The sequence below is a fragment of the Streptomyces sp. JL2001 genome (assembly GCF_050917515.1).
Classification (GTDB): domain Bacteria; phylum Actinomycetota; class Actinomycetes; order Streptomycetales; family Streptomycetaceae; genus Streptomyces.
Genome location: NZ_CP169421.1, coordinates 1,601,776 through 1,624,749, shown reverse-complemented (window position 1 = coordinate 1,624,749; position 22,974 = coordinate 1,601,776). Strand labels below are relative to the sequence as shown.

Below are 22,974 nucleotides of genomic sequence, written 5' to 3'. Positions count from 1 at the left end.
GCCACGGGCATGTCGTCATCTCGTCGCAACAACCCGATGTGAAGCTCGGGCCATGAACGCGTACTGCACCGTCCGGCCCGTCACCCCGGACGACCCCCGGGTCCCCGCCCTCCTCGCCGCCTACCACCTGCGTACGGAGGCGGAGAAGGGCGTTCCCGTCGCCTCGGCCGCCGAGCTGCCCCCCGCCTACCGCGCGGAGGCGCTCGACCCGGCGGCCGCCTTCGCCGACGACACCGTCCTGCTGGCCGTGGACGCGGCGGACACCGCCGCCGGCCTCGTGGTGCTGACCGCGCCGCACCAGGACGGCGTCCCCGAGATCAAACGGCTCTGGGTCGCCCCGGAGGCCCGGGGGAGAGGCGTCGCCGCGGCCCTGATGGACGGCGCGGTGGACCACGCGACGCGGGCGGGGGCGCCCGCGGTGCGGCTCTCGGTCTGGCTGTGGCGGGGGCGGGCCATCGCCCTCTACCGCGGGCTCGGCTTCGAGACGGTATGGCCCTGGGACGACCGGCCGGGTCTGCTCTGCCTGGAGAAGCGGCTGCGGACCCCGGCGGGGCCGGGCGCGCCGGCGCGCATCGAGCGGCTCCCGGCGGCCCGGATCCGCGAACACGCCGCCGACGGTCTCGCCGCCCTGCTCGTCGACGCCGTGGACGGCGGTGCCTCCCTCGGCTTTCTCGCCCCCCTGGACCCGGCCGAGGCGGCCGGCTGGTGGCTCGCGGTGGCCGAGGAGACCGAGCGGGGCGCGCGGACGGTCTGGACGGCGCACGGGCCCGGCGACGTGGTCCTCGGAGCCGTCACGCTGGTCCGCGGCGACAAGGCGAACGGGCGGCACCGCGGCGAGATCGCCCGGCTGATCGTGCACCGCGCGGCGCGCGGCCAGGGACTCGGCGGCCGGCTGCTCGCCGCGGCGGAGGAACACGCGGCGGGGGAGGGCCTGACCCTGCTGGTCCTCGACACCCAGACCGACAGCCCGGCCGAGCGCCTGTACCGCAGGGCGGGCTGGACGGCGGCCGGGACCATCCCCGACTTCGCGGCCGACCCCGCCGGCACGCTGCGCCCCACCACGCTGTACTACAAGCAGCTCGGGACGCTCCCGCGGGACGCGCGGATCATGTAGCGCCGGACACGCGAAAGGGCCCGGGTGCGTCGTCCGCACCCGGGCCCTTCTCGCTCGTATCCACCGCTACGGCAGCTGTGCCGCCCGCGCCTCGCGGTTCTCGCGGCGGTTGCCGCGGAAGGTGTTCACCCGGCGGGCCGTCGCGAAGAGGGGGATCACGGCGCCCATCACGACCTGCAGCGCGCAGCCGGCCTGGAGCAGGAACGCGCCTCCCGGCGCGTCGAACGCCCAGGCCGCCAGCATGCCCATGGCACCGACGATCCAGCTGAGCATCGCCACCGCGAGGACACCCCGCGGCTTGGGGTACTCGACCCGGCTCACCATCAGCCAGGCCACTCCGATGATCGCGAGCAGCGTCGGGATGAACGGCAGCTCCAGCAGCACGATCGAGACGACCGTGAGCGCGCCGAACGGGCTCGGCATGCCCTGGAACATGCCGTCCTTCATCGTCACGCAGGAGAATCTGGCGAGCCGCAGCACCACGGCGAGCAGCACCACGATCGCGGCCACCGCCGAGACCTTCTGCTGCGCGTCGTCCGCGACCATGCCGTACACCAGCACGAAGTAGGCCGGGGCCAGACCGAAGCTGATCAGGTCCGAGAGGTTGTCCAGCTCGGCGCCCATCGGCGACGAGCGCAGCTTGCGGGCCACGATCCCGTCGAAGAGGTCGAAGATCGCCGCGCACAGCATGAGGATCACGGCGGTGGCGGCGCTGTTGCGCGCCATGCCGGTCTCGGTGCTGCCGGTGAGGTGCGGGATGAGGATGCCGGTGGTGGTGAAGTACACCGCCATGAACCCGCACGTGGCGTTACCGAGCGTGAGGGCGTCCGCTATGGACAGCCTCAGCGACAGCGGCATCTCCTCGGCCTCGTCCGCCTCCGCGTCGGCGACCCAGTCGCCGGCCCGCGTGTCGGGATCAATCACGGTCAATTCGAGTCACCCCCGCGGTCGTGGTCTGACCGACCTCGACAGCGACGTCGACACCTTCCGGAAGGTAGATGTCAACGCGCGACCCGAAGCGGATCAGACCGATGCGCTCGCCCTGCTCGACCTTCGTCCCCTGGGGGATGTACGGCACGATGCGGCGCGCGACGGCACCCGCGATCTGCACCATCTCGATGTCGCCGAGCTCGGTGTCGAAGTGCCAGACAACGCGCTCGTTGTTCTCGCTCTCCTTGTTGAACGCCGGTACGAAACCGCCGGGGATGTGTTCCACGGACGTCACCGTGCCGGCCAGCGGCGCGCGGTTGACGTGGACGTTCAGCGGGCTCATGAAGATGGCGACGCGGGTGCGTCCGTCCTTCCACGGCATGATGCTCTGCACCACACCGTCGGCGGGCGAGATGACCCGGCCCTGCGCGATCTCGCGCTCGGGGTCGCGGAAGAACCACAGCATGCCCGCCGCGAGAGCGGTGGTGGGCACGGCGACGGCGGCCCAGCGTCCGGACTTGCGGGCCCGGGCGAGGCTGAGCGCTGCGGTGGCGACGGTCGGCAGAAGCCACGGCGATGCTCCGCGCGCGAGGCGAACGCCGGTGAGGCTGTCGCGAGGTGCAGAGGTTTGGCTGTGGGGCATGGATGACCTTCGTAGCGGATGATGCCGCACTGGCAACGGGGGACGGCGGCTTTCGGGCGATGCTATCGGTTGCGGGCCGCAACTGGGCAAGCCAGAAGCCGAGTCGGCGGCCGGAAGACGATGACAGGGTGTGATCTTCTTCGCGGCCAAACCGACCCGAATACGACAATCACCCCTGGAATCGGTACTCCTCGAGCAGCCGGCGCCCAATGATCATTTTCTGGATCTCGGCGGTACCTTCGCCGATCAGCAGCATCGGCGCCTCGCGGTAGAGGCGCTCGATCTCGTACTCCTTCGAGAACCCGTATCCCCCGTGGATACGGAAGGCGTCCTCGACGACCTCCTTGCAGTATTCGGAGGCGAGGTACTTCGCCATCCCTGCTTCGAGGTCGTTTCGTTCTCCGGAGTCCTTTTTGCGTGCTGCGTTCACCATCATCGCATGAGCGGCCTCGACCTTGGTAGCCATCTCGGCAAGCTTGAACTGAATCGCCTGGTGCTGGGCGATCGGCTTGCCGAAAGTGTGACGTTGCTGGGCATACGAGACACCCAGTTCGAAAGCACGCTGTGCGACGCCGCAGCCACGTGCCGCCACATTGACGCGGCCGACCTCCACGCCGTCCATCATTTGGTAAAACCCTCGGCCGGTGGTGCCGCCGAGGACCCGATTGGCCGGAATGCGCAGTCCGTCCATGATGAGCTCGGTGGTGTCGACACCCTTGTAGCCCATCTTGTCGATCTTCCCGGGGATGGTGAGTCCCGGACGGACCTCTCCGAAGCCGGGCTCCTTCTCGACGAGGAAGGTCGTCATCGACTTGTGGGGGGCGGTGCCCTCCGGGTGTCCTTCGTCACTTCGGACGAGGACGGCCACCAGCGTTGACGTTCCGCCGTTCGTCAGCCACATCTTCTGGCCGTTGAGGACGTACTCGTCGCCGTCCTTGACCGCCTTGGACGTGATCGCGGACACGTCCGAGCCCAGGGCCGGCTCCGACATCGAGAACGCGCCACGCGTCTCGCCGGCCGCCATGCGGGGCAGGAAGTACTCCTTCTGCTCCTGGGTGCCGTGCTGCTTGAGCATGTACGCCACGATGAAGTGGGTGTTGATGATGCCGGAGACCGACATCCAGCCGCGGGCGATCTCCTCCACGCACAGCGCGTAGGTGAGCAGCGACTCACCCAGGCCCCCGTACTCCTCGGGGATCATCAGACCGAAGACGCCGAGCTCCTTGAGCCCGTCGACGATCTCCTGGGGGTACTCGTCGCGGTGCTCCAGCTCCGTCGCGACCGGGATGATCTCCTTGTCGACGAAGTCCCGGACGGTGGAGAGGATCTCCTGCTGCACATCGGTCAGACCGTGGGTCTGGGCGAGTCGCGCCATGACTACTTCTCCGACTTCTTGGAGGGCTCGATCAGCTCGGGGCGGCCGGGCTGCTCGCCGCCGCGCTCCTTGATGTACGTCTCGGTGGGGACCATCACCTTGCGGCGGAAGATGCAGACGAGCGTGCCGTCCTGCTTGTAGCCCTTGGTCTCGACGTAGACGATGCCGCGGTCGTTCTTCGACTTCGAGGGAGTCTTGTCGAGGACCGTGGTCTCGCCGTAGATGGTGTCGCCGTGGAAGGTCGGCGCCACGTGGCGCAGCGACTCGATCTCCAGGTTGGCGATCGCCTTGCCCGAGACGTCCGGGACGGACATGCCGAGCAGCAGCGAGTAGATGTAGTTGCCGACGACGACGTTCTTGCCGAAGTCCGTCGTGTTCTCCGCGTAGTTCACGTCCATGTGAAGCGGGTGGTGGTTCATCGTCAGCAGACAGAAGAGGTGGTCGTCGTACTCGGTGACCGTCTTTCCGGGCCAGTGCTTGTAGACGGCGCCGATCTCGAACTCTTCGTAGGTGCGGCCGAACTGCATCGGACTCAGGCCTCCGGGATCTCGAACTTGGTGGTGCGCTCCATACCGGCGGCGCGGCCCTTGCCGGAGATGACCAGGGCCATCTTGCGGGAGGCCTCGTCGATCATCTCGTCGCCGAGCATGGCCGAGCCCTTCTTGCCGCCGGCCTCGGACGTGTAGTAGTCGTACGCGTCCAGGATCAGCTCGGCGTGGTCGAAGTCCTCCTGCGAGGGGGAGAAGATCTCGTTCGCCGCGGCGACCTGGTCCGGGTGCAGCACCCACTTGCCGTCGAAGCCGAGCGCGGCGGCGCGGCGGGCGACGGCCTGGTAGCCCTCGGGGTTGCGGATCTGGAGGTAGGGGCCGTCGATCGCCTGGAGGTTGTTGGCGCGGGCGGCCATCAGGATCTTCATCAGGATGTAGTGGTACGCGTCCGCGTCGTAGCCGGGCGGCTGCTCGCCGACGACCAGGGACTTCATGTTGATGGAGGCCATGAAGTCGGCCGGGCCGAAGATGATCGTCTCGACCCGCTGCGAGGCGGTGGCGATCGCGTTGACGTTGTTGAGGCCCTGCGCGTTCTCGATCTGCGCCTCGATGCCGATCTTGCCGACCTCGAAGCCCATCGTCTTCTCGATCTGCGTCAGCAGCAGGTCGAGCGCCACGATCTGCTGGGCGTCCTGGACCTTCGGCAGCATGATGCAGTCGAGGTTCTGGCCCGCGCCCTCGACGACCGTGACCACGTCGCGGTACGTCCAGTGGGTCGTCCAGTCGTTGACCCGCACGACCCTGGTCTTGCCGGTCCAGTCGCCCTCGTTGAGGAACTTCACGATGGTGTGGCGCGCCTCGGGCTTGGCCAGCGGGGCGCAGGCGTCCTCCAGGTCCAGGAAGACCTGGTCGGCGGCGAGGCCCTGGGCCTTCTCCAGGAAGCGCGGGTTGGAGCCGGGGACCGCGAGGCAGGAGCGGCGCGGACGCAGACGGTTCACGGGGGTGGTCATGCGGGGACCTCCAGAGGGTCGAGCTTGTTCGCTTTCCGGATCTCGTCGACGATACGGCCGATGATCTCCGTGATACCGAAGTCCTTCGGTGTGAAGACGGCGGCCACACCCGCACGCTTCAGATCTGCGGCGTCGGCGTTCGGGATGATGCCGCCGACGATGACCGGGATGTCGGCCGCGCCCGCCTCGCGGAGGCGGTCCAGCACGTCCGGGACCAGCTCGGAGTGCGAGCCGGACAGGATCGACAGGCCCACGCAGTGCACGTCCTCGGCGAGGGCCGCGTTGACGATCTGCTCGGGCGTCAGCCGGATCCCCTGGTAGACGACCTCGAAGCCGGCGTCCCGCGCCCGGACGGCGATCTGCTCGGCGCCGTTGGAGTGGCCGTCGAGGCCCGGCTTGCCGACCAGGAGGCGCAGCCGGCCGGAGCCGAGCTCCTCGGCGGTGCGCGCCACCTTCTCGCGGACCAGGGCCAGCGGCGTGCCCTCCTCGGCGGTCACCGCGACCGGGGCGGAGGAGACGCCCGTGGGGGCGCGGAACTCGCCGAAGACGTCCCGCAGCGCCCAGGACCACTCGCCGGTGGTCACGCCGGCCCGCGCGCACTCGAGGGTGGCGGCGAACAGGTTGCCGTCCCCGGCGGCCGTGGCCTTCAGCGCGGCCAGCGACTCCTGGGCCCGGCTCTCGTCGCGGTTGTCGCGCCACTCGTGCAGCGCCGCGACGACACGGGCCTCGTTGGCCGGGTCGACCGTCATGATCGCCGTGTCGAGGTCGGCGGTGAGCGGGTTCTCCTCCGTCGACTGGAAGATGTTGACGCCGACGATCTTCTCGTCGCCTGCCTCGATCCGGGCCCGCCGCTCGGCGTGCGAGGAGACGAGCTGCGACTTGAGGTACCCGGACTCGACGGCCGCCATGGCGCCGCCCATCTCCTGGATCCGGTCGATCTCGGCCAGGCACTCCTCGACGAGGGAGTCGACCTTGGCCTCGATGACGTGCGACCCGGCGAAGATGTCCTCGTACTCCAGCAGGTCCGACTCGTGCGCCAGCACCTGCTGGATGCGGAGCGACCACTGCTGGTCCCAGGGACGGGGCAGACCGAGCGCCTCGTTCCAGGCGGGCAGCTGGACGGCCCGCGCGCGGGCGTCCTTGGAGAGCGTGACGGCCAGCATCTCCAGCACGATGCGCTGGACGTTGTTCTCCGGCTGCGCCTCGGTCAGGCCGAGCGAGTTGACCTGCACGCCGTAGCGGAACCGGCGCTGCTTGTCGTTCTCGATGCCGTACCGCTCCCGCGTGACCTTGTCCCAGATGCGGCCGAAGGCACGCATCTTGCACATCTCCTCGACGAAGCGGACGCCCGCGTTCACGAAGAAGGAGATCCGGGCGACGACCTCGCCGAAGCGGTCCGCGGGCACCTGACCGGAGTCGCGGACCGCGTCGAGCACCGCGATCGCGGTGGACATCGCGTAGGAGATCTCCTGGACCGGAGTGGCCCCCGCCTCCTGCAGGTGGTAGCTGCAGATGTTGATCGGGTTCCACTTCGGGATGTTGTTCACCGTGTAGGTGATCATGTCCGTCGTGAGCCGGAGCGACGGGCCGGGCGGGAAGACGTGCGTCCCGCGCGACAGGTACTCCTTCACGATGTCGTTCTGGGTGGTGCCCTGGAGCCTGGTGCGGTCCGCGCCCTGCTCCTCGGCCACCACCTGGTAGAGCGCCAGGAGCCACATCGCCGTGGCGTTGATGGTCATCGAGGTGTTCATCTGGTCCAGGGGGATGTCCTGGAACAGCCGGCGCATGTCACCGAGGTGCGAGACCGGCACCCCGACCCGGCCGACCTCGCCGCGGGCGAGGATGTGGTCGGGGTCGTACCCGGTCTGGGTCGGCAGGTCGAAGGCCACCGAGAGACCGGTCTGGCCCTTGGCGAGGTTGCGGCGGTACAGCTCGTTGGACGCCTCGGCCGTGGAGTGACCGGCGTAGGTCCGCATGAGCCACGGCCGGTCCTTCTGACGCTCAGTCATCGAGGGACCTCAGACGTTCCGGAAGCGGTTGATGGCGTCGATGTGCTTGGCACGCAGCTCCGTGTCGCGCACGCCCAGGCCCTCCTCGGGCGCCAGCGCCAGGACGCCGACCTTGCCCTGGTGCAGGTTGCGGTGCACGTCGTAGGCGGCCTGCCCGGTGTCCTCCAGGGAGTACACCTTGGAGAGCGTGGGGTGGATCTTGCCCTTGGCGATCAGGCGGTTGGCCTCCCACGCCTCGCGGTAGTTGGCGAAGTGCGAGCCGATGATCCGCTTGAGGGACATCCACAGGTAGCGGTTGTCGTACTGGTGCATGTAGCCGGAGGTCGAGGCACAGGTGGTGATGGTGCCGCCCTTGCGGGTGACGTACACGGAGGCGCCGAAGGTCTCGCGGCCCGGGTGCTCGAAGACGATGTCGATGTCCTCGCCGCCGGTGAGCTCGCGGATGCGCTTGCCGAAGCGCTTCCACTCCTTCGGGTCCTGGGTGTGCTCGTCCTTCCAGAACTTGTAGCCCTCGGCGTTGCGGTCGATGACCGCCTCGGCGCCCATGGACCGGCAGATGTCGGCCTTCTCGGGGGAGGAGACGACACAGATCGGGTTGGCGCCGCCGGCCAGGGCGAACTGTGTGGCGTACGAGCCCAGGCCGCCGCTCGCGCCCCAGATGAGGACGTTGTCGCCCTGCTTCATGCCGGCGCCGTTGCGGGAGACCAGCTGGCGGTACGCGGTGGAGTTGACGAGGCCCGGGGACGCCGCCTCCTCCCAGCTCAGGTGGTCGGGCTTCGGCATCAGCTGGTTCGACTTGACGAGGGCGATCTCCGCCAGGCCGCCGAAGTTGGTCTCGAAGCCCCAGATGCGCTGCTCGGGGTCGAGCATCGTGTCGTTGTGGCCGTCCGAGGACTCCAGCTCGACCGAGAGGCAGTGGGCGACGACCTCGTCGCCGGGCTTCCACGAGTTCACGCCGGGGCCGGTGCGGAGCACGACGCCCGCGAGGTCGGAGCCGATGACGTGGTACGGCAGGTCGTGGCGCTTGGTGAGCTCGGAGAGCCGGCCGTAGCGCTCCAGGAAGGAGAAGGTCGACACCGGCTCGAAGATCGAGGTCCAGACCGAGTTGTAGTTGACCGAGCTGGCCATGACCGCGACCAGGGCCTCGCCCGGGCCGAGCTCGGGCAGCGCCACGTCGTCGAGGTGGAGCGACTTGCGCGGGTCCTTGTCGCGGCTCTCGAGACCGTGGAACATCTCGGCCTCGTCCTTGTGCACGGTCACCGCGCGGTACGACTCGGGGAGCTTGATGTTGGCGAAGTCCGCGGACGTGGAGTCCGGCGACTGAATCGCGTCCAGGATGTGCTTCACGGGGATGCCTCCGGCGGTGCGCGTCTGAGGGGGACCGAAGCGCGGTTCCCCCTCGGGTTCGAGGGTGGGGTTGCTGTGGAGGTGTGCCGTCGGTTCGGCGGGTGGTGCTGTGGCTGCGCCTGGTGGGCGCGGAAGTTGCCTGTGACGCAGGCGTCCGGGCGCACAATCACGATCGCTTGTGGGGACAGCCGGCGCACGAGGAGACCTCTGCGCGCCGACCGCCCGGACAACATCAACGTATGGCACCGCGTGTCACCTGACAAGGCACTGCGTGCCAACAATTTCACTCAGATGCAATCCGCCGGTCACATATGAGCGATGATCGATCGAGCGTCTGTCCCAAGCGTGCGCAAAAGCGACGAAGGCCGCCCTGGTGGGGGCGGCCTTCGTCGGTGGCGATGGGTGGTCCGGGGCGCGAGCCGGTCCCTGCCCGTTCCCGGTGCCGCCCGGGGGCGGCGAGGCGGTCAGCCCTGCCGGAGGGCCTGCTGGATGGTGCGCATGACCTCGTCGAGCGGCGCGTCCGTACGGGCCACGGCGACCACGACGCCGCCCTCCGTGGAGGCCGCGGCGGCCGGCCCTCCCTGGAGGCCCGCCGACGGCTGCACGGCCTGTGCCGCCGCCGTGGCCGGCCGGGCGCCGATGCCCGTGCCGAAGGTCTCCCGCACGATGGCGAAGGCGTGGTCGAGCTGCGCCTCCACGTCCCCCTGCCCGCCCGCCCGCAGCCAGCGGCGCAGGACGTGGTTGTGCGCGGTGACGACGGCGGACGCCGCCACCTCGGCGAGCAGCGGGTCGTCGTTCCCGTCGTGGTGGTCGCGCTCGTCGAAGTGGCCCAGCAGGTACCGGGTGAAGAGCCGCTCGTAGCGGGCCACCGAGGCGATCTCGCGCTCGCGCAGGGTGGGTACCTCGCGGGTGAGCCGGTACCGCTCCACGGAGACCGCGGGCGACCCCGCGTACATCTTCATGACTTCCTTGATACCGCGGCACACCGTGTCCAGCGGGTGCTCGTGCGGCGGCGCGGCGTTGAGCACCGCCTCCGCCCGCACCAGGGTGTCGTCGTGGTCGGGGAAGATCGCCTCTTCCTTGGAACGGAAGTGGCGGAAGAAGGTCCGGCGGGCGACCCCGGCCGCGGCGGCGATCTCGTCGACCGTCGTCGCCTCGTACCCCTTGGTCGCGAACAGTTCCATGGCCGCCGCCGCCAGCTCGCGGCGCATCTTGAGCCGCTGGGCGGCCGCGCGGGTGCCCGCCGCACTCTCCTGGGTGTCGGACGTGGACGTGGCACGGGGTGACTTCGCGGCCTTGGACATGCCTTGAACGTACTGCATCAGCGCGGGAGTGTGCCCAGGTGGGGGAGGGTCGCCGGAGTCGTCCTGGGGGCCCGTCGGGCTCGCGCCCGGGGCCCCCGCGGGGCTCAGCAACCCTCCCCAGCCCGCGTAGGGCTCAGCGTCGGGCATATTCGCGGAAGCCGCGACCCGTCTTGCGGCCCAGGCAGCCGGCCGCCACCAGGTGCTCCAGGAGCGGCGCCGGGGCCAGGCCCGGGTCGCGGAACTCGCGGTGCAGGACCTGCTCGATCGCCAGCGAGACGTCCAGGCCGACCACGTCCAGCAGCTCGAACGGCCCCATGGGGTAGCCGCCGCCCAGCTTCATCGCGGCGTCGATGTCGTCCAGGGTGGCGTAGTGCTCCTGGACCATCTTGATCGCGTTGTTCAGGTACGGGAAGAGCAGCGCGTTGACGATGAAGCCGGCCCGGTCGCCGCAGTCCACCGGGTGCTTGCGGATCTTCGCGGTGACCTCGCGGACCGTGGCGTGGACGTCGTCGGCGGTCAGCACCGTACGGACGATCTCGACCAGCTTCATGGCCGGTGCCGGGTTGAAGAAGTGCATGCCGATGACGTCCTGCGGGCGCGAGGTGGCGCGGGCGCAGGCGACGACGGGCAGCGAGGAGGTCGTGGTGGCGAGCACCGCGCCCGGCTTGCAGATCTTGTCGAGCGTCGCGAAGAGCTGCTGCTTGATCTCCAGGTCCTCGGCCACCGCCTCGACGGCCAGGTCCACCTCGGCGAAGGAGTCGAGCGAACCGGCCGGGGTGATCCGGGCCAGCGTCTCGTCCCGCGCCTCCCCGGTCATCCGGCCCTTGTCGACGGAGCGCGCCAGGGACTTGGCGATCCGCGCCTTGGCCGTGTCGGCCTTCTCCTGCGAGCGGGCGGCGAGGACGACGTCGTAGCCGGCCTTGGCGAAGACCTCGGCGATGCCCGAGGCCATCGTGCCGGAGCCGGCGACGCCCACGGAGCGGACCTCGCGGGACGCCGCGCCACCGGCCGCCGAGTCCTCCAGCGGGGTCAGCGCGTCACGCACCGTCGTCGCGGAGCCGGGCGCGTCGTAGGTGTAGAAGCCGCGGCCCGACTTGCGGCCGGTCAGGCCGGCCTCGCTGAGCTGCTTGAGGATCGGGGCGGGGGCGTGCAGCCGGTCGTGCGACTCGCTGTACATCGCCTCCAGGACGGTCCGGGCGGTGTCGACGCCGATCAGGTCCAGCAGCGCCAGCGGGCCCATCGGCAGACCGCAGCCCAGCTTCATCGCGGCGTCGATGTCCTCGCGGGAGGCGTACTTGGCCTCGTACATGGCCGCGGCCTGGTTGAGGTACCCGAAGAGCAGGCCGTCCGCGACGAAACCGGGGCGGTCGCCGACCGCGACCGGCTCCTTGCCGAGGTCGTGGGCCAGGGCGGTGACCGCGTCCACGGCCTGCGGGGCGGTGAGGACCGAGGACACGACCTCGACCAGCTTCATGGCCTGGACCGGGGTGAAGAAGTGCAGGCCGAGGACCCGCTCGGGGTGTGCCGAGTCGGCGGCCAGACGCGTGACGGACAGCGCGTTGGTGCCGGTGGCGATGATCGCGTCGGGCCGGACGATCCCGTCCAGGGCCCGGAAGACCTCCTGCTTGGCCTCGTAGGACTCGGGGACGACCTCGATCACGAGGTCCGCCTCGGCGGCGGCCTGAAGGTCGGAGAAGGTGCGGAAGCGGGCCAGCACGTCCTGCCGCTCCTCCTCGGTGATCCGCCCGCGGGCCACCGCACGCGTGGTGGACGCTTCCAGGGCCGCGACGGCCTGGGTGGCGGCGGCGTCGCTGACGTCGATGCCGATGACCTCGCGGCCGGCGCGGGCCAGGACGTCGGCGATGCCGGTGCCCATGGTGCCGAGACCGACGACGGCGATGGTGGAGAGAGGGGTGTCCATCAGGGGACTCCAGAGGGAAGAGTGACGACTGAAGGCGAAGATGCGGAATTCGGGGGCGGAATGCGCCGAAAGGGCGGACCGCGCGAGATCGAGGCAGAACGCGAAAGGAACCGCGTCGGGAAAAGGGCGACGGACTCTGTCCCGGAGTCACGCCGAAAACTGCCGAACCGAACCGACGAACGCTCACCGCGGCTGCGTCACCAGGCCGCTGCGAGGGATGCGGGGGTTGACCCGCTCACCTGAGATTAACCGGCGAGTAACGAGCGCGCCAGTCCCGGGAAGTGGGGAAAATGTGATCTGGGTCGCGGATACCCTGACCGTCATGGAAATCGCCCGGGAGAACCTCCGTGACGAGGAATTCTGCTCGATGATCGATCGATTGCGGGAAGAGATCCGAAGTACCCCCGAAGGACCGGAGCGGTCCAGGGAATTGCTCGCGACGGACGACCGCGACCGGCTCGCCGACGTCCTCACCGCGCCGCGGCAGCCGCTCTGGGCGCGGGAGATCGCCGCCTACCGGCTCGGCGTGGCCGGCGACCCGCGCGCCTTCGAGGCCCTGGTCCTGCTCGTCAACCACCGGGACCCCGAACGCTGTGTCAGCGCCGCCCATGCCCTGGTGCGGCTCGGCGACCCCCGCACCGCGCGGGCCGCCGCCGCCCTCGCCACCAACGAACTCCGGGTGGCGTACGCCCTGCTGCCGGTCCGTCTGCTCGCCGAGCTGCGCGCGCCCGAGTCCGTACCGGCGCTGGTCACCGTCCTCGAACGGCGGCTGCGGGCGGCGGGTGACCCGTACTGGCGCGTCGCGCTGGCCTGTGTGGAGGGGCTGGGCGTACTCGGTGACCCGCGCGCCCGGCCCTGTCTCGAGGCGGCCCTGCCGCACCCCCGCCTGGGCCGCGCGGCGGCGGAGTCACTCGCGCGCCTCGGTGACGCCCCCGACGGCTGACCGGCGGCCGCGGTGCCGGCGGCGACCGCCGGCCGGGGCGAGGGACCGGCCGGGGCGATGGACCGGCGGGTCAGAGCGGCGGAGGGCTGTCGCCGCCGTCGGTGTCCCCGGCCGTCGGGACGAGCGCGAACGCCTCGATCTCGATCAGCAGGTCCGGCCCGACCAGCGCCGCGACCTGCACCGCGGAACTGGCCGGCAGCGGGGCCGTGCCGAAGGCCTCGTCCCGGGCCGCCCGGACCGCCGGCAGGTGCGCGACGTCGGTGACGAAGTACGTCAGCTTCACGACGTCCTCGAAGCCGGCGCCGGCCGCCGCGAGGCAGCGGCGCAGGTTCGCGAAGACCTGACGGGCCTGCGCCGCGGGGTCGCCGGGCCCGACCACCGCCCCCGCGGCGTCGAGGGAACACTGGCCGGATATCGCGACGAACCGGCCGGTGCCCCACACGACGTGGCTGTACTGGGGGCTGGGGGCGACGCCGTCGGGGGCGGGGACGTGGGTGAGGTGGGCAACCATGCCCGCCATCCTCCCGGACGCCACCGACATCCCGGCCGCCCGGCCCCGGGCGGCTCAGCCCCGGTGGCCGAGCAGGCCGTGCAGCACGGCGCCCCCCGTCGTACCGCCCGTGCCCGCGTCGCCGCGGCGCACCGCGGTCTTCGCCGGCCGGGGATCGGGGAGCGTCTCGCAGACGGCGTCCGCCTCCGACCCCGCGTCGCCGCGCGGCACCCGCCCCGTCGACAGGTAGGTCGCCAGGTGCTTGTCCAGGCAGGCGTTGCCGCTCAGCGTCACACCGTGGTTCGGTCCGCCCTGCTCGACGACCAGGCTGGAGCCGCGCACCATCCGGTGCAGCTCGACGCCCCCTTCGTAGGGGGTGGCCGCGTCTTCCGTCGCCTGGAGGATGAGGATCGGCGAGACCTCGTCGTTGGTGACGTCGGGCGGGGTCAGCGAGTCCACCGGCCAGAACGCGCACGGAGCGTTGTACCAGGCGTTGTTCCAGGTGGCGAACGGGGCCTTGGCGTGCACGTCCCAGTTGTCCTTCCGCCACACGCCCCAGTCGCGCGGCCAGGCGGCGTCCCGGCACTGCACGCTCGTGTAGACCGAGTAACCGTTGTCGGACGAGGCGTCGGTCTCGGCGAGCTGCGCGTAGGCGGTGGTCAGCGGGGCCGCGTCGCCGTCGTTGACGTACGCCGAGAAGGCCTCGGCGAGCTTCGGCCAGTAACCGTTGTAGTAGCCGCCGGGCAGGAAGGTGTCCTCCAGCTCGCCCGGCCCGACCTTCCCGCCGGCCGGCGTCTTCCGCAGGGCGTCGCGCATCCGGTACCAGGCGGCCTCGACCGCGGCCGGGTCCGTGCCCAGCCGGTAGGCGGCGTCGTGGCGGGCGACCCAGGCCGTGAACGCCTTGTGGCGGGCGTCGAAGGCCCGGTCCTGGGCGAGGTTGTCCTCGTACCAGACACCCCGCGGGTTGACGACGGAGTCGAGGGCGAACCGCCGCACCCGCTCCGGGTAGAGCCGCGCGTACACGGCCCCGAGGTAGGTGCCGTAGGAGTAGCCGAGGTAGTTGAGCCGGCTCGCGCCCAGGGCGTCCCGGATGGCGTCCATGTCCCGGGCGGTGCTCACCGTGTCGATGTACGGCAGCACGTCGGCGTACTTCGCGCCGCACGCGTTCGCGAACGCCCGTGCCCGCTCGACCCCGGCGCGCTCGCCCTCGGCCCCGGCGGGCACCGAGTCCGGCCGGACGGGGGCGAAGTGGCCGGGCCGGCAGTCGAGGGCCGGTTCGCTCCGCCCGACCCCGCGCGGGTCGAAGCCGATCACGTCGTACTGGGCCGCCACCGCGGCGGGCAGGGAGGCGGCCACGAACCCGGCCATCGTCCGTCCGCTGCCGCCCGGCCCGCCCGGGTTCACGAGCAGGGGTCCCTGGGACTCCTCGGCGGTGTGCGCGATCCGGCTCAGCGCGAGCGTCACGGTCCGGCCGGCCGGGTCGTCGTGGTTCAGCGGGACCTTCAGCGTGGCGCACTCCAGCTTCGGATAGGCCTTCGTCGCGCAGCCGGACCAGACGAGCGGGGCGATGGGGCGGGGAGTCGGTTCGGGGCGGGGCTCGGCGGACGCGGGCAGGACGGTGACCGTCCCTGCGACGAGTGCCCCAGTGGCGATCAGCACACCTGCACGTGGGTTCATAGGGCGTGCGTGCCCCGCACGCGGGGCGAGGGGACACGTTCCGCCGAGAGTTGACCCGATCAGAGGAGGGTGAGCTGTGTCGCGCCCTCCGGAGCGGGATCGTCCGGTATGGGGAGCGCGCGCGAGGCGCCCCGGCGGGCCGGGCCGATCCCGAACTCGTCCGCCAGTTCGTGCACCTGACGGGTGATCCGGCGCTGGTACCAGGTCGGTGCGTAGGCACCGTCCGCGTACATCCGCTCGTAGCGGCCCACCAGGCCCGGGTGGTGGCGACGCAGCCAGGCCATGAACCACTCGCGGGCACCCGGCCGCAGATGCAGCACGAGCGGGGTGACGGAGGTCGCCCCCGCCTCGGCGACGGCCCGTACCGTCGCGCGCAGCTGCTCGGGCCGGTCGCCGAGGAAGGGGATGACCGGGGCCATCAGCACGCCGCAGCCGATGCCGTGTTCACCGAGCGTCCGCACGACGTCCAGGCGGCGCTGCGGGGAGGGGGTGCCGGGCTCGACGGTGCGCCACAGTTCGCGGTCCGTGAAGCCGACGGAGACGGAGATGCCGACCTCGGTCACGGCGGCCGCCTGCACCAGCAGGTCGAGGTCGCGCAGGATCAGGGTGCCCTTGGTGAGGACGGAGAAGGGGTTGGCGTGGTCGCGGAGCGCCGAGATGATCCCGGGCATCAGCCGGTAGCGGCCCTCGGCCCGCTGGTAGCAGTCGACGTTGGTGCCCATCGCGATGTGCGCGCCCTGCCAGCGCCGGGAGGCGAGCTGGCGGCGCAGCAGTTCCGGCGCGTTGGTCTTCACCACGATCTGCGAGTCGAAGCCGAGGCCGGTGTCGAGGTCGAGATAGCCGTGGGTCTTGCGGGCGAAGCAGTAGACGCACCTGTACTGCCCACTAAGACCCGCTAAGATTCCGTCACTCAAGTGACCGAGAGCGGGGCGGCCATGACGGGCTTTCAGCAGGGTGCGATCTACACCCGGATCAGCCGAGACGACGAACTCACCGGGGACGGTGTCACCCGACAGGACGAGGATGCCGGGGCGCTCGCCCTCGCGCGAGGCATCCCGGTCCAGGGCCGCTACACCGACAACGACATCTCGGCGACCACCGGCAAGCGGCTGCGCCCCGACTACGAACGGCTCCTGACCGCCGTGCGCGCCGATCGGGTGGACGTCGTGATCGTGGCTGCTCTGAGCCGACTGTGGCGCAACCGGCGCGAGCGGGCCGAGGGGATGGAGCTGTTCCGCGCGCACGGCGTCTCGATCCTCGCCGTCAAGGGTCCCGAGCTGGACCTGACCACCGCGAGCGGCCGGCTCCTCGCGGGGCTCCTCGGCGAGGTGGACTCGTTCGAGGTGGAGCAGATGAGCGAGCGCGAGAAACGGGAGATGCGTCAGCGGGTGGAGAAGGGCCTCCCCGCGACCGGCCCGAGGGCGTTCGGCTACAGCGCAGACGGCTGGACGATCATCCCCGAGGAGATGCCCGAGGTCGTGAAGGCGTACGAGACGTTCGTGGTCACGAGGTCCGTGTCCGGCATCACGAGGGACCTGCGCGAGCGGGGAGTCCTCAACAAGGATGGGGACCCCTGGACCAACAACGGGGTGAGGCATGTCCTGAAGAACCCCCGGTACGCGGCGCTGCGGGAGTACGAGGGGGAGCTGTACCCGGGTATGTGGCCGCCGGGCGTCCCGGAGGATCTGTGGCGAGCCGCTCGGGCGATCTTCGAGGAGGAGGACCGGGCCACCTCCCCGGGACCGGCACGACGCCACCTCCTCTCGGGCATCGCACTGTGCGGTGTCTGCGCCGACGGGGAGACGACCGTGACCAGCGGATCGCGAGGGGTGAAGAAGAACCGGACCGAGGGCGACGAGGAGCGCCTGGAGGACGAGGCCGAACTCCTGCCGGAAGACGGAGAGGGAACGTCGCAGCCGATCTACAAGTGTCGGCTGAGCAAGCACCTCGCCCGGAATATGGAGCCGGTGGATGCCCTCGTGGAGGAGTTCGTGATCGCCCGGCTCTCCCGCCCGGACGCGGCCGATCTGTTCCACGACGAGGCGGCCCCGGGCGCCGGGGAACTGCGGACACAGGCGGTCGCCCTGCGGGCCCGCCTGAAGGCCCTCGCCGCCGCGTTCGCGGACGACGACGAGGCGGACGTGATGGAGTTCCGCGACGCGACGCGGCGCCTGCGCGAGCGCCTCGCCGAGGTGGAGGGCCGCATGGCCCACCCGCAGCGGGCACGCGTGCTCGCCGGACTCGTGGACGCGGACGACGTGCGCGCCGCGTGGAAGCGGCTCGGCCTGGACCGGAAGAGGGCCGTGGTGGATCTCCTCGCCGAGGTGACCGTGGACCGGGCCGGGGGCGGAGGGCGCCGGCCGTTCAACCCGGACACTGTGCGGATCGTCCATAGAGTCTGATGACGGATGCGCTAGGGCCCTTTCCGCAGTGGGAATCGGGTTCTGGCGCAACCTCGATGACACGGACAAATGATCACGGCGACGTTTCGGGCGAATCCGGCTGCGCTTGCACCGGCTCGGAAAGCAAGGCCATCAAGTCTCCGAACACCCACCTGTCCACGAGGCGACCTTCCGGAGTCCTCCGGATTGCTCTGAGGGTGCGAGCGGGGCGCAGCGGACGACGTGTGGCCGCGGGCTTAAGGTCGGCCCTCGTGCTGCGGCTCGTCATCACCAGGGCAGCCCCGCCAGCGAGGGCGGCACCAGGGGGATGTGCAGGGTTGTGCAGGGGGGTGCGCAGGGGATGTGCAGAGGGAGGGTGCACAGAAACGATCTCTATCGCCCCAGGTCAAAGGGTGTTCCGACCCTGCTGTGCAGCGCGTGCAGGGCATCTCGAGGAAACTACGCGTTATGAGAGATGAGGGAACACCTAATGGTCCCTAAGGGCTGTAATGGAGATTTGCCCTGCATACCCTGCACAGCAGGGCTCTAGATGCCTCCTGAGCTGCGGAAACGCTGTGCAGGGCACCCCTGCACACCTCCCTGCACGGGCGCGGTGTCCGATCGCGGCTCCATTCCGGTAACCCGGAGCCCCGCTGACCCTCCTCGGTGCCGGTGTCCCCGGGTCGACGTCCTGGCCGCCTTCGGCCGCCTTCGGGTCGTCTCCCCGGTCGTGACCCAAGAATAGAACATCTGTTCCCTTGATCGCCGCAACCCGGATTTGGGAGGCCCGGGCCCAGGTGATTGGCTGGGCCCACACCCCTTGAGAACAAGTGCTGGAGGAAGTGCCATGGCGCAGGTCGAGGCCACGACGGAGCGGGTCATCGCGGCGGACGCGGAGAAGGTGTTCGACGCGCTGGCCGACTACAGCGGCACGCGCGCGAAGGTGCTCCCGGAGCACTTCAGCGAGTACGAGGTGCGGGAGGGCGGCGACGGCGAGGGCACCCTCGTCCACTGGAAGCTCCAGGCCACCAGCAAGCGCGTCCGCGACTGCCTGCTGGACGTCACCGAGCCCACCGACGGGCAGCTGGTCGAGAAGGACCGCAACTCGTCCATGGTCACCACCTGGACCGTCACCCCCGCCGGCGAGGGCCGCTCCAAGGCCGTGGTGAGCACCGTCTGGAACGGGGCCGGCGGCATCGGCGGCTTCTTCGAGCGGACCTTCGCCCCCAAGGGGCTCAGCCGCATCTACGACGCCGTGCTGGACAAGCTGGCCGCCGAGGTCGAGAAGTAACGTCCCCGGCGGGCTCCGCTCACCGATTCGAGTGGTTTCCCCGCGACTCCCGCCGGTGCGCCCCGCGCACGCAGGGGGCGCGGGGACTTCCGTAAACGCGCTGATGAGCGCCCCAAGTGCCACGTACGGCAGGGGCGTTCACCCCCGCTGACGCCGGCGGGCCCGCACCTCGCCCGACTTGCTCCCGCTTCGCGCCCAATGCGAAGAATGACGCGGCGCCGAACGCCGTGACGAGGGGAGCAGCACGTGGGTGCGATCACGCTGGTGAAGGACGACGTACCTCCCGTCGCGGGCGACCCGCCCGTCGAGCCGCCGCCGCCCGCGCCCGGCCCGGCACTCGACCCCCGCCGGACCCGGCTCGTCTTCCTCGGCCTCATGCTCGCGCTGCTGCTCGCCGCGCTGGAGCAGATGATCGTCGCCACCGCGCTGCCGAAGATCGTCGGTGAACTCCAGGGCCTGGACCGGATGTCCTGGGCCATCACCGCCTACCTGCTCACCGCCACCATCGGCCTGCCCGTCTACGGAAAGCTCGGCGACCTCTTCGGCCGCAAGGGGGTCTTCCTCTTCGCCATCGTCGTCTTCGTGATCGGTTCGGCGCTCGCCGGCTGGTCACGGTCGATGGACGAGCTCATCGCCTTCCGGGCGATCCAGGGCGTCGGCGCCGGCGGCCTGATGATCGGCGTCCAGGCGATCATCGCCGACATCGTCCCGCCCCGCGAGCGCGGCCGCTACATGGGTCTGATCGGGGCCGCGTTCGGACTCGCCTCGGTCGCCGGCCCGCTGCTCGGGGGCTTCTTCACCGACCATGTCTCCTGGCGCTGGTGCTTCTACTTCAACGTGCCCTTCGGGCTCGTCACCCTCGCCGTCGTCGCGGTGGTCCTCAAGCTCCCCCGGACCCGGACCCGGGCCCGGCTCGACGTCCTCGGCGCCCTCCTGCTCGCCGCCGCCTCCACCTGCCTGGTCCTGCTGACCAGTTGGGGCGGCACCGAGTACGCCTGGGACTCGCGCGTCATCCTCGGTCTCGGCTGCGGTGCCGGGGCGGCCGCCCTGCTCTTCCTGGTCGTCGAGCGCTTCGCGCCCGAACCGCTCATCCCGCTGCGGCTGTTCCGCGATCCCGTGTTCGCCGTCACCGCCCTCGTGGGCGCCGTCGTCGGCATCGCGCTCTTCGGCGCCGCCAGCTATCTGCCGACCTTCCTGCAGATGGTCGAGGGCGCCACGGCCACCGAGTCCGGCCTGCTGATGCTGCCCCTCATGGGCGGGATCGTCGGCGCCTCCATCGTCTCGGGACAGCTGATCACCCGCACCGGGCACTACAAGACCTACCCGATCCTCGGCGGCGCCCTCTCGGTGCTCGGCATGTGGCTGCTCTCGCGGATGGAGACCGACACCCCGCGCCTCCAGCACAGCCTCTGGCAGGCCGTCCTCGGCGTCGGCATCGGGCTGGTCATGCCCGTGCTCGTGCTCGCGGTGCAGAACTCCGTCCGCCCCGCCGACCTGGGCGCCGCCACCAGCGCCCACAACTACTTCCGCCAGATCGGCGGCAGCGTCGGCGCCGCGATCTTCGGCACCCTCTTCGCCTCGCGGCTCGACGACGCCCTCGCCGACAGGCTGCCGCGGACGGCCGGCATCGCGCTGCCGCCCGCCGAATCGATCACTCCGCAGACGGTGCACGCCCTGCCGCCCGCGCTGCGCGACGCCTACATCCAGGCGTACGCCGACGCGATGCCGCGGATCTTCCTCTACCTGGTGCCGGTCCTCGTGCTCGGCCTCGTCCTCGCCTTCTTCCTCAAGGAGAAACCGCTGGTGTCCCATCACAGCCCCGCCGCCGAGGCCACCCCCGCCGAGGCCGCCACCGCCGTCCCGCGCGCCAGGACCGCCGCGCCCTCCCTCGCGGGCCTCCCCGTCACCGGCACCGTCCAGCACCACGACGGCAGCCGCGTCCCGCGTGCGGCCCTCACCCTCATCGACGTCCAGGGACACCAGATCGGCCGCGGCGGGAGCGGCGAGGACGGGCGGTACGCGCTCAGCGTGCCGGGCCCCGGCTCGTACGTCCTGATCGCCGCGGCGGGCGGCCACCAGCCGCAGGCCGTCTCGGTGACCGTCGGCGAGCGGCCCGTCGAACTCGACGTGGTCCTCGGCGGCGCGGGCCGCCTGGCCGGCACGGTCGTCACCGCCGACGGGACGCCGGTCCGGGACGCGGCGGTGACCCTCACCGACGTCCGCGGTGACGTCGTCTCCTCCACCCGCAGCGGACGCGAGGGCGGCTACGTCATCACGGAACTCGTCGCCGGCGAGTACACGCTGGCCGCCAGCGCGCCCGCCTTCCGTCCGGCCGCCCTGCCGGTGAGCGTGCAGGCGTCCCGCGAGACCCGCCAGGACATCGAGCTCGCCGGTGGCGCCGTACTGCGCGGCACGGTGCGCGCGGGTGGCGGCCGGCCGGTCGAGGACGCGCGGGTCACGCTCCTCGACGCGGCCGGGAACGTCGTCGACACCCTGACGACCGGGCCGGACGGCACCTTCCGCTTCGTCGACCTGTCGTCCGGCGAGTACACCGTCATCGCCGCCGGCTACCCGCCCGTCGCGACCGTCCTCCAGGTCGCCGGCGGCGGGCGCACCGAGCGGGACCTCCAGCTCGGCCACGAGGACTGAGCCGCCGGCGGCCCCGGCCCGCGGACTGTCCGGGCCGGGGGCGGGGGCAGGTCCGGTCCGGGGGCCGGGCCGGGCTCAGCGCGCGTCGGACGCCCGGCGCAGCGCGCTGATGCAGCCGGCCACCGCCTCCTGCAGCGCCTCGAGCCGCCGCACCATGTCCTCCTCGTAGACGTCCTCCTCGAAGACGTCGTCCAGCGTCAGCTCCTCGAAGACCTTGGTGGCCTTCTGGAGACTGCTGTAGAACCGCGTGCGGCGCTCGCGGACCCGCAGCTCCGGGTCGGCTTCCACGGCCTCGGCGACGAGCCCCTTCACGGCGTCGTACGCCTCGCCCGCCCACTGGCCCGCCTCCTCGTCGTCGTCGAGCTCGTCGATCAGCGACAGGTGCCGTTCCGCCTCCGCGCGCAGTGCGGCGGGCGCCTCCACCGTCTGACCCGCCGGCGTGCGGATCTGCCCCTTCTCGGCGATCTGCCGGACGTAGCCGATCCGGTCGGCCGCCTTCGCCTCGGTCGCCACGGCCTTCTTCAGCCCGTCGGTCCGGGCGATGGCCCGCGCCATCTCGGTCTGCAGCGCCGGATCCTCCTTCATCCGGTCGAGCAGCGCGCCGCGGGCCGCCTCGGCCGTGCCCGGGTCGGCCAGGATCGCCGCGCGCAGCGCCGTCGGGTTCTCGGCGACCTCCAGGGCCTTCGTCGGCCGGATCCCCTCCGCCGCCGCGGCGGCGGTGATCGCCTGCCCGCGCACCGAGGCCGCCCCGGACCGGGAGGAGTAGTACGCCGGCCAGGCGTCCGCCTCGGGCAGGGCGACGTCCTCGCCCGGCACCAGCGCCTCGAACTGCGGGACGAGCCCGTCGTCGGCTGCCATGTCCCACGCCTTGTAGAAGCGCATCACCCGGTCCGCCGAGCAGCCGGCCAGCTCGGCGAACGCCTTCGCCGACACCTTCGGGGAGTCCTCCGCGGCCTGTCCGCCGGGCCGCACGCTGCGGGCCACCCGGAGAGCGAACGCCCAGCCGCCGGTCCGCGCGTACACACCGAACTCCCGGGCGTCGCGGACCACCGGGCCGGTGGCCGCGGCCGCCTCCGCGGACGGGGCGGTGCCGGCGGGATCGGTGACCCCCGCCGGTTCGGCCGCTCCGGTGGCCTCGGCGGACGGGGCGGGCACCGTGGCGGCGCCGGTGGCCTCGGTGACCTCGGTGACCTCGGTGGTCGGGGGGAGTCCGGCCGGTCCGGTGGTGCCGGCCGGTTCGGCGGTGGGGGCGGGTACGGCGGTACGAGTGCCGGATTCGGACGGGGCGGACGCGACGGACACCGGAGACTCTCCAGAGGGGCGGCGGGGTACGGGAAGGAGCGTGTGCGCAGGTCAGCCTATACGCACCCGTTGCCGCCCTTTGGCGTGAATTGACCGTTGC

Annotated in this window: 18 protein-coding genes and 1 pseudogene; 6 read left to right on the top strand and 13 right to left on the bottom strand. The window is 71.2% G+C overall.

Annotated features, from left to right (window positions below; genetic code table 11):
* Positions 1-52: 52 nt before the first annotated feature.
* Together ACE1OA_RS07015 and ACE1OA_RS07010 are read left to right on the top strand one after the other, a co-directional pair.
* Positions 53-484 (top strand): annotated as a pseudogene (locus ACE1OA_RS07015) (GNAT family N-acetyltransferase); the annotation flags it as partial.
* Between the two features lie 87 nt (positions 485-571).
* Entirely contained in the window at positions 572-1,114 is a 543-nt protein-coding gene (locus ACE1OA_RS07010) for a GNAT family N-acetyltransferase (protein ID WP_356608832.1), read from the top strand.
* 66 nt (positions 1,115-1,180) lie between these two features.
* On the opposite strand, the gene pssA is transcribed toward ACE1OA_RS07010, so the two are convergent.
* The 9 genes from pssA to ACE1OA_RS06965 all read right to left on the bottom strand — a co-directional run bounded on the left by pssA (position 1,181) and on the right by ACE1OA_RS06965 (position 12,141).
* On the bottom strand, positions 1,181-2,038 hold the full coding sequence (gene pssA, locus ACE1OA_RS07005; protein ID WP_356608834.1) for a CDP-diacylglycerol--serine O-phosphatidyltransferase: 858 nt from the start codon (positions 2,036-2,038) through the stop codon (positions 1,181-1,183).
* The gene (locus ACE1OA_RS07000; RefSeq protein ID WP_147981781.1) at positions 2,031-2,687 is read right to left on the bottom strand and encodes a phosphatidylserine decarboxylase; all 657 of its coding nucleotides are present in this window, start codon (positions 2,685-2,687) and stop codon (positions 2,031-2,033) included. The genes pssA and ACE1OA_RS07000 overlap by 8 nt, the downstream gene beginning before the upstream one ends.
* Positions 2,688-2,856: 169 nt before the next feature.
* A complete protein-coding gene (locus ACE1OA_RS06995) occupies positions 2,857-4,062 on the bottom strand; it encodes an acyl-CoA dehydrogenase family protein (RefSeq protein ID WP_147981782.1) in 1,206 nt (401 codons plus the stop codon).
* Between the two features lie 2 nt (positions 4,063-4,064).
* Entirely contained in the window at positions 4,065-4,589 is a 525-nt protein-coding gene (locus tag ACE1OA_RS06990) for a MaoC family dehydratase (RefSeq protein ID WP_356608802.1), read from the bottom strand.
* Between the two features lie 5 nt (positions 4,590-4,594).
* Positions 4,595-5,560: an HpcH/HpaI aldolase/citrate lyase family protein gene (locus ACE1OA_RS06985; RefSeq protein WP_384870587.1), complete on the bottom strand. Its 966-nt coding sequence runs from the start codon at positions 5,558-5,560 to the stop codon at positions 4,595-4,597.
* Entirely contained in the window at positions 5,557-7,569 is a 2,013-nt protein-coding gene (locus tag ACE1OA_RS06980; protein ID WP_356608806.1) for a protein meaA, read from the bottom strand. Before ACE1OA_RS06980 ends, ACE1OA_RS06985 begins: the two co-directional genes overlap by 4 nt.
* Before the next feature lie 9 nt (positions 7,570-7,578).
* Complete coding sequence (ccrA, locus tag ACE1OA_RS06975; RefSeq protein WP_356608808.1) at positions 7,579-8,916, bottom strand: crotonyl-CoA carboxylase/reductase; 1,338 nt, start codon at positions 8,914-8,916, stop codon at positions 7,579-7,581.
* Between the two features lie 464 nt (positions 8,917-9,380).
* The gene (locus tag ACE1OA_RS06970; RefSeq protein ID WP_356608810.1) at positions 9,381-10,220 is read right to left on the bottom strand and encodes a TetR family transcriptional regulator; all 840 of its coding nucleotides are present in this window, start codon (positions 10,218-10,220) and stop codon (positions 9,381-9,383) included.
* A 133-nt stretch (positions 10,221-10,353) separates the two neighbouring features.
* Positions 10,354-12,141 carry a 3-hydroxyacyl-CoA dehydrogenase family protein gene (locus ACE1OA_RS06965; RefSeq protein WP_356608812.1) on the bottom strand — a complete coding sequence of 596 codons (1,788 nt, stop codon included), beginning with the start codon at positions 12,139-12,141 and terminating at the stop codon, positions 10,354-10,356.
* 322 nt (positions 12,142-12,463) lie between these two features.
* Here ACE1OA_RS06965 and ACE1OA_RS06960 point away from each other — a divergent pair, with 322 nt between their 5' ends.
* Positions 12,464-13,084 (top strand): HEAT repeat domain-containing protein, encoded by a 621-nt coding sequence (locus tag ACE1OA_RS06960; RefSeq protein WP_356608814.1) that lies wholly within the window; start codon positions 12,464-12,466, stop codon positions 13,082-13,084.
* A gap of 70 nt (positions 13,085-13,154) precedes the next feature.
* Here ACE1OA_RS06960 and ACE1OA_RS06955 read toward each other — a convergent pair whose 3' ends face one another.
* From ACE1OA_RS06955 to ACE1OA_RS06945, 3 genes are read right to left on the bottom strand one after another with little or no spacing between them, the layout of a single operon-like run.
* A complete protein-coding gene (locus ACE1OA_RS06955; RefSeq protein WP_384870580.1) occupies positions 13,155-13,595 on the bottom strand; it encodes a RidA family protein in 441 nt (146 codons plus the stop codon).
* A gap of 54 nt (positions 13,596-13,649) precedes the next feature.
* Entirely contained in the window at positions 13,650-15,251 is a 1,602-nt protein-coding gene (locus ACE1OA_RS06950; RefSeq protein ID WP_356608818.1) for an alpha/beta hydrolase, read from the bottom strand.
* A 59-nt stretch (positions 15,252-15,310) separates the two neighbouring features.
* Positions 15,311-16,165, bottom strand: a complete 855-nt coding sequence (locus tag ACE1OA_RS06945) for a radical SAM protein (protein ID WP_432752486.1) — start codon at positions 16,163-16,165, stop codon at positions 15,311-15,313.
* Between ACE1OA_RS06945 and ACE1OA_RS06940 the strand changes: the two genes are divergently transcribed.
* From ACE1OA_RS06940 to ACE1OA_RS06930, 3 genes are all read left to right on the top strand, one after another.
* The gene (locus tag ACE1OA_RS06940; protein ID WP_432752485.1) at positions 16,166-17,653 is read left to right on the top strand and encodes a recombinase family protein; all 1,488 of its coding nucleotides are present in this window, start codon (positions 16,166-16,168) and stop codon (positions 17,651-17,653) included.
* A gap of 826 nt (positions 17,654-18,479) precedes the next feature.
* Positions 18,480-18,923 (top strand): SRPBCC family protein, encoded by a 444-nt coding sequence (locus ACE1OA_RS06935; protein ID WP_356608824.1) that lies wholly within the window; start codon positions 18,480-18,482, stop codon positions 18,921-18,923.
* Between the two features lie 246 nt (positions 18,924-19,169).
* Positions 19,170-21,572, top strand: a complete 2,403-nt coding sequence (locus ACE1OA_RS06930) for an MFS transporter (protein ID WP_432752484.1) — start codon at positions 19,170-19,172, stop codon at positions 21,570-21,572.
* Positions 21,573-21,647: 75 nt separating this feature from the next.
* Here the strand turns inward: ACE1OA_RS06930 and ACE1OA_RS06925 are convergent, their stop codons facing one another.
* The gene (locus tag ACE1OA_RS06925; RefSeq protein WP_432752483.1) at positions 21,648-22,874 is read right to left on the bottom strand and encodes a hypothetical protein; all 1,227 of its coding nucleotides are present in this window, start codon (positions 22,872-22,874) and stop codon (positions 21,648-21,650) included.
* Positions 22,875-22,974 lie beyond the last annotated feature (100 nt).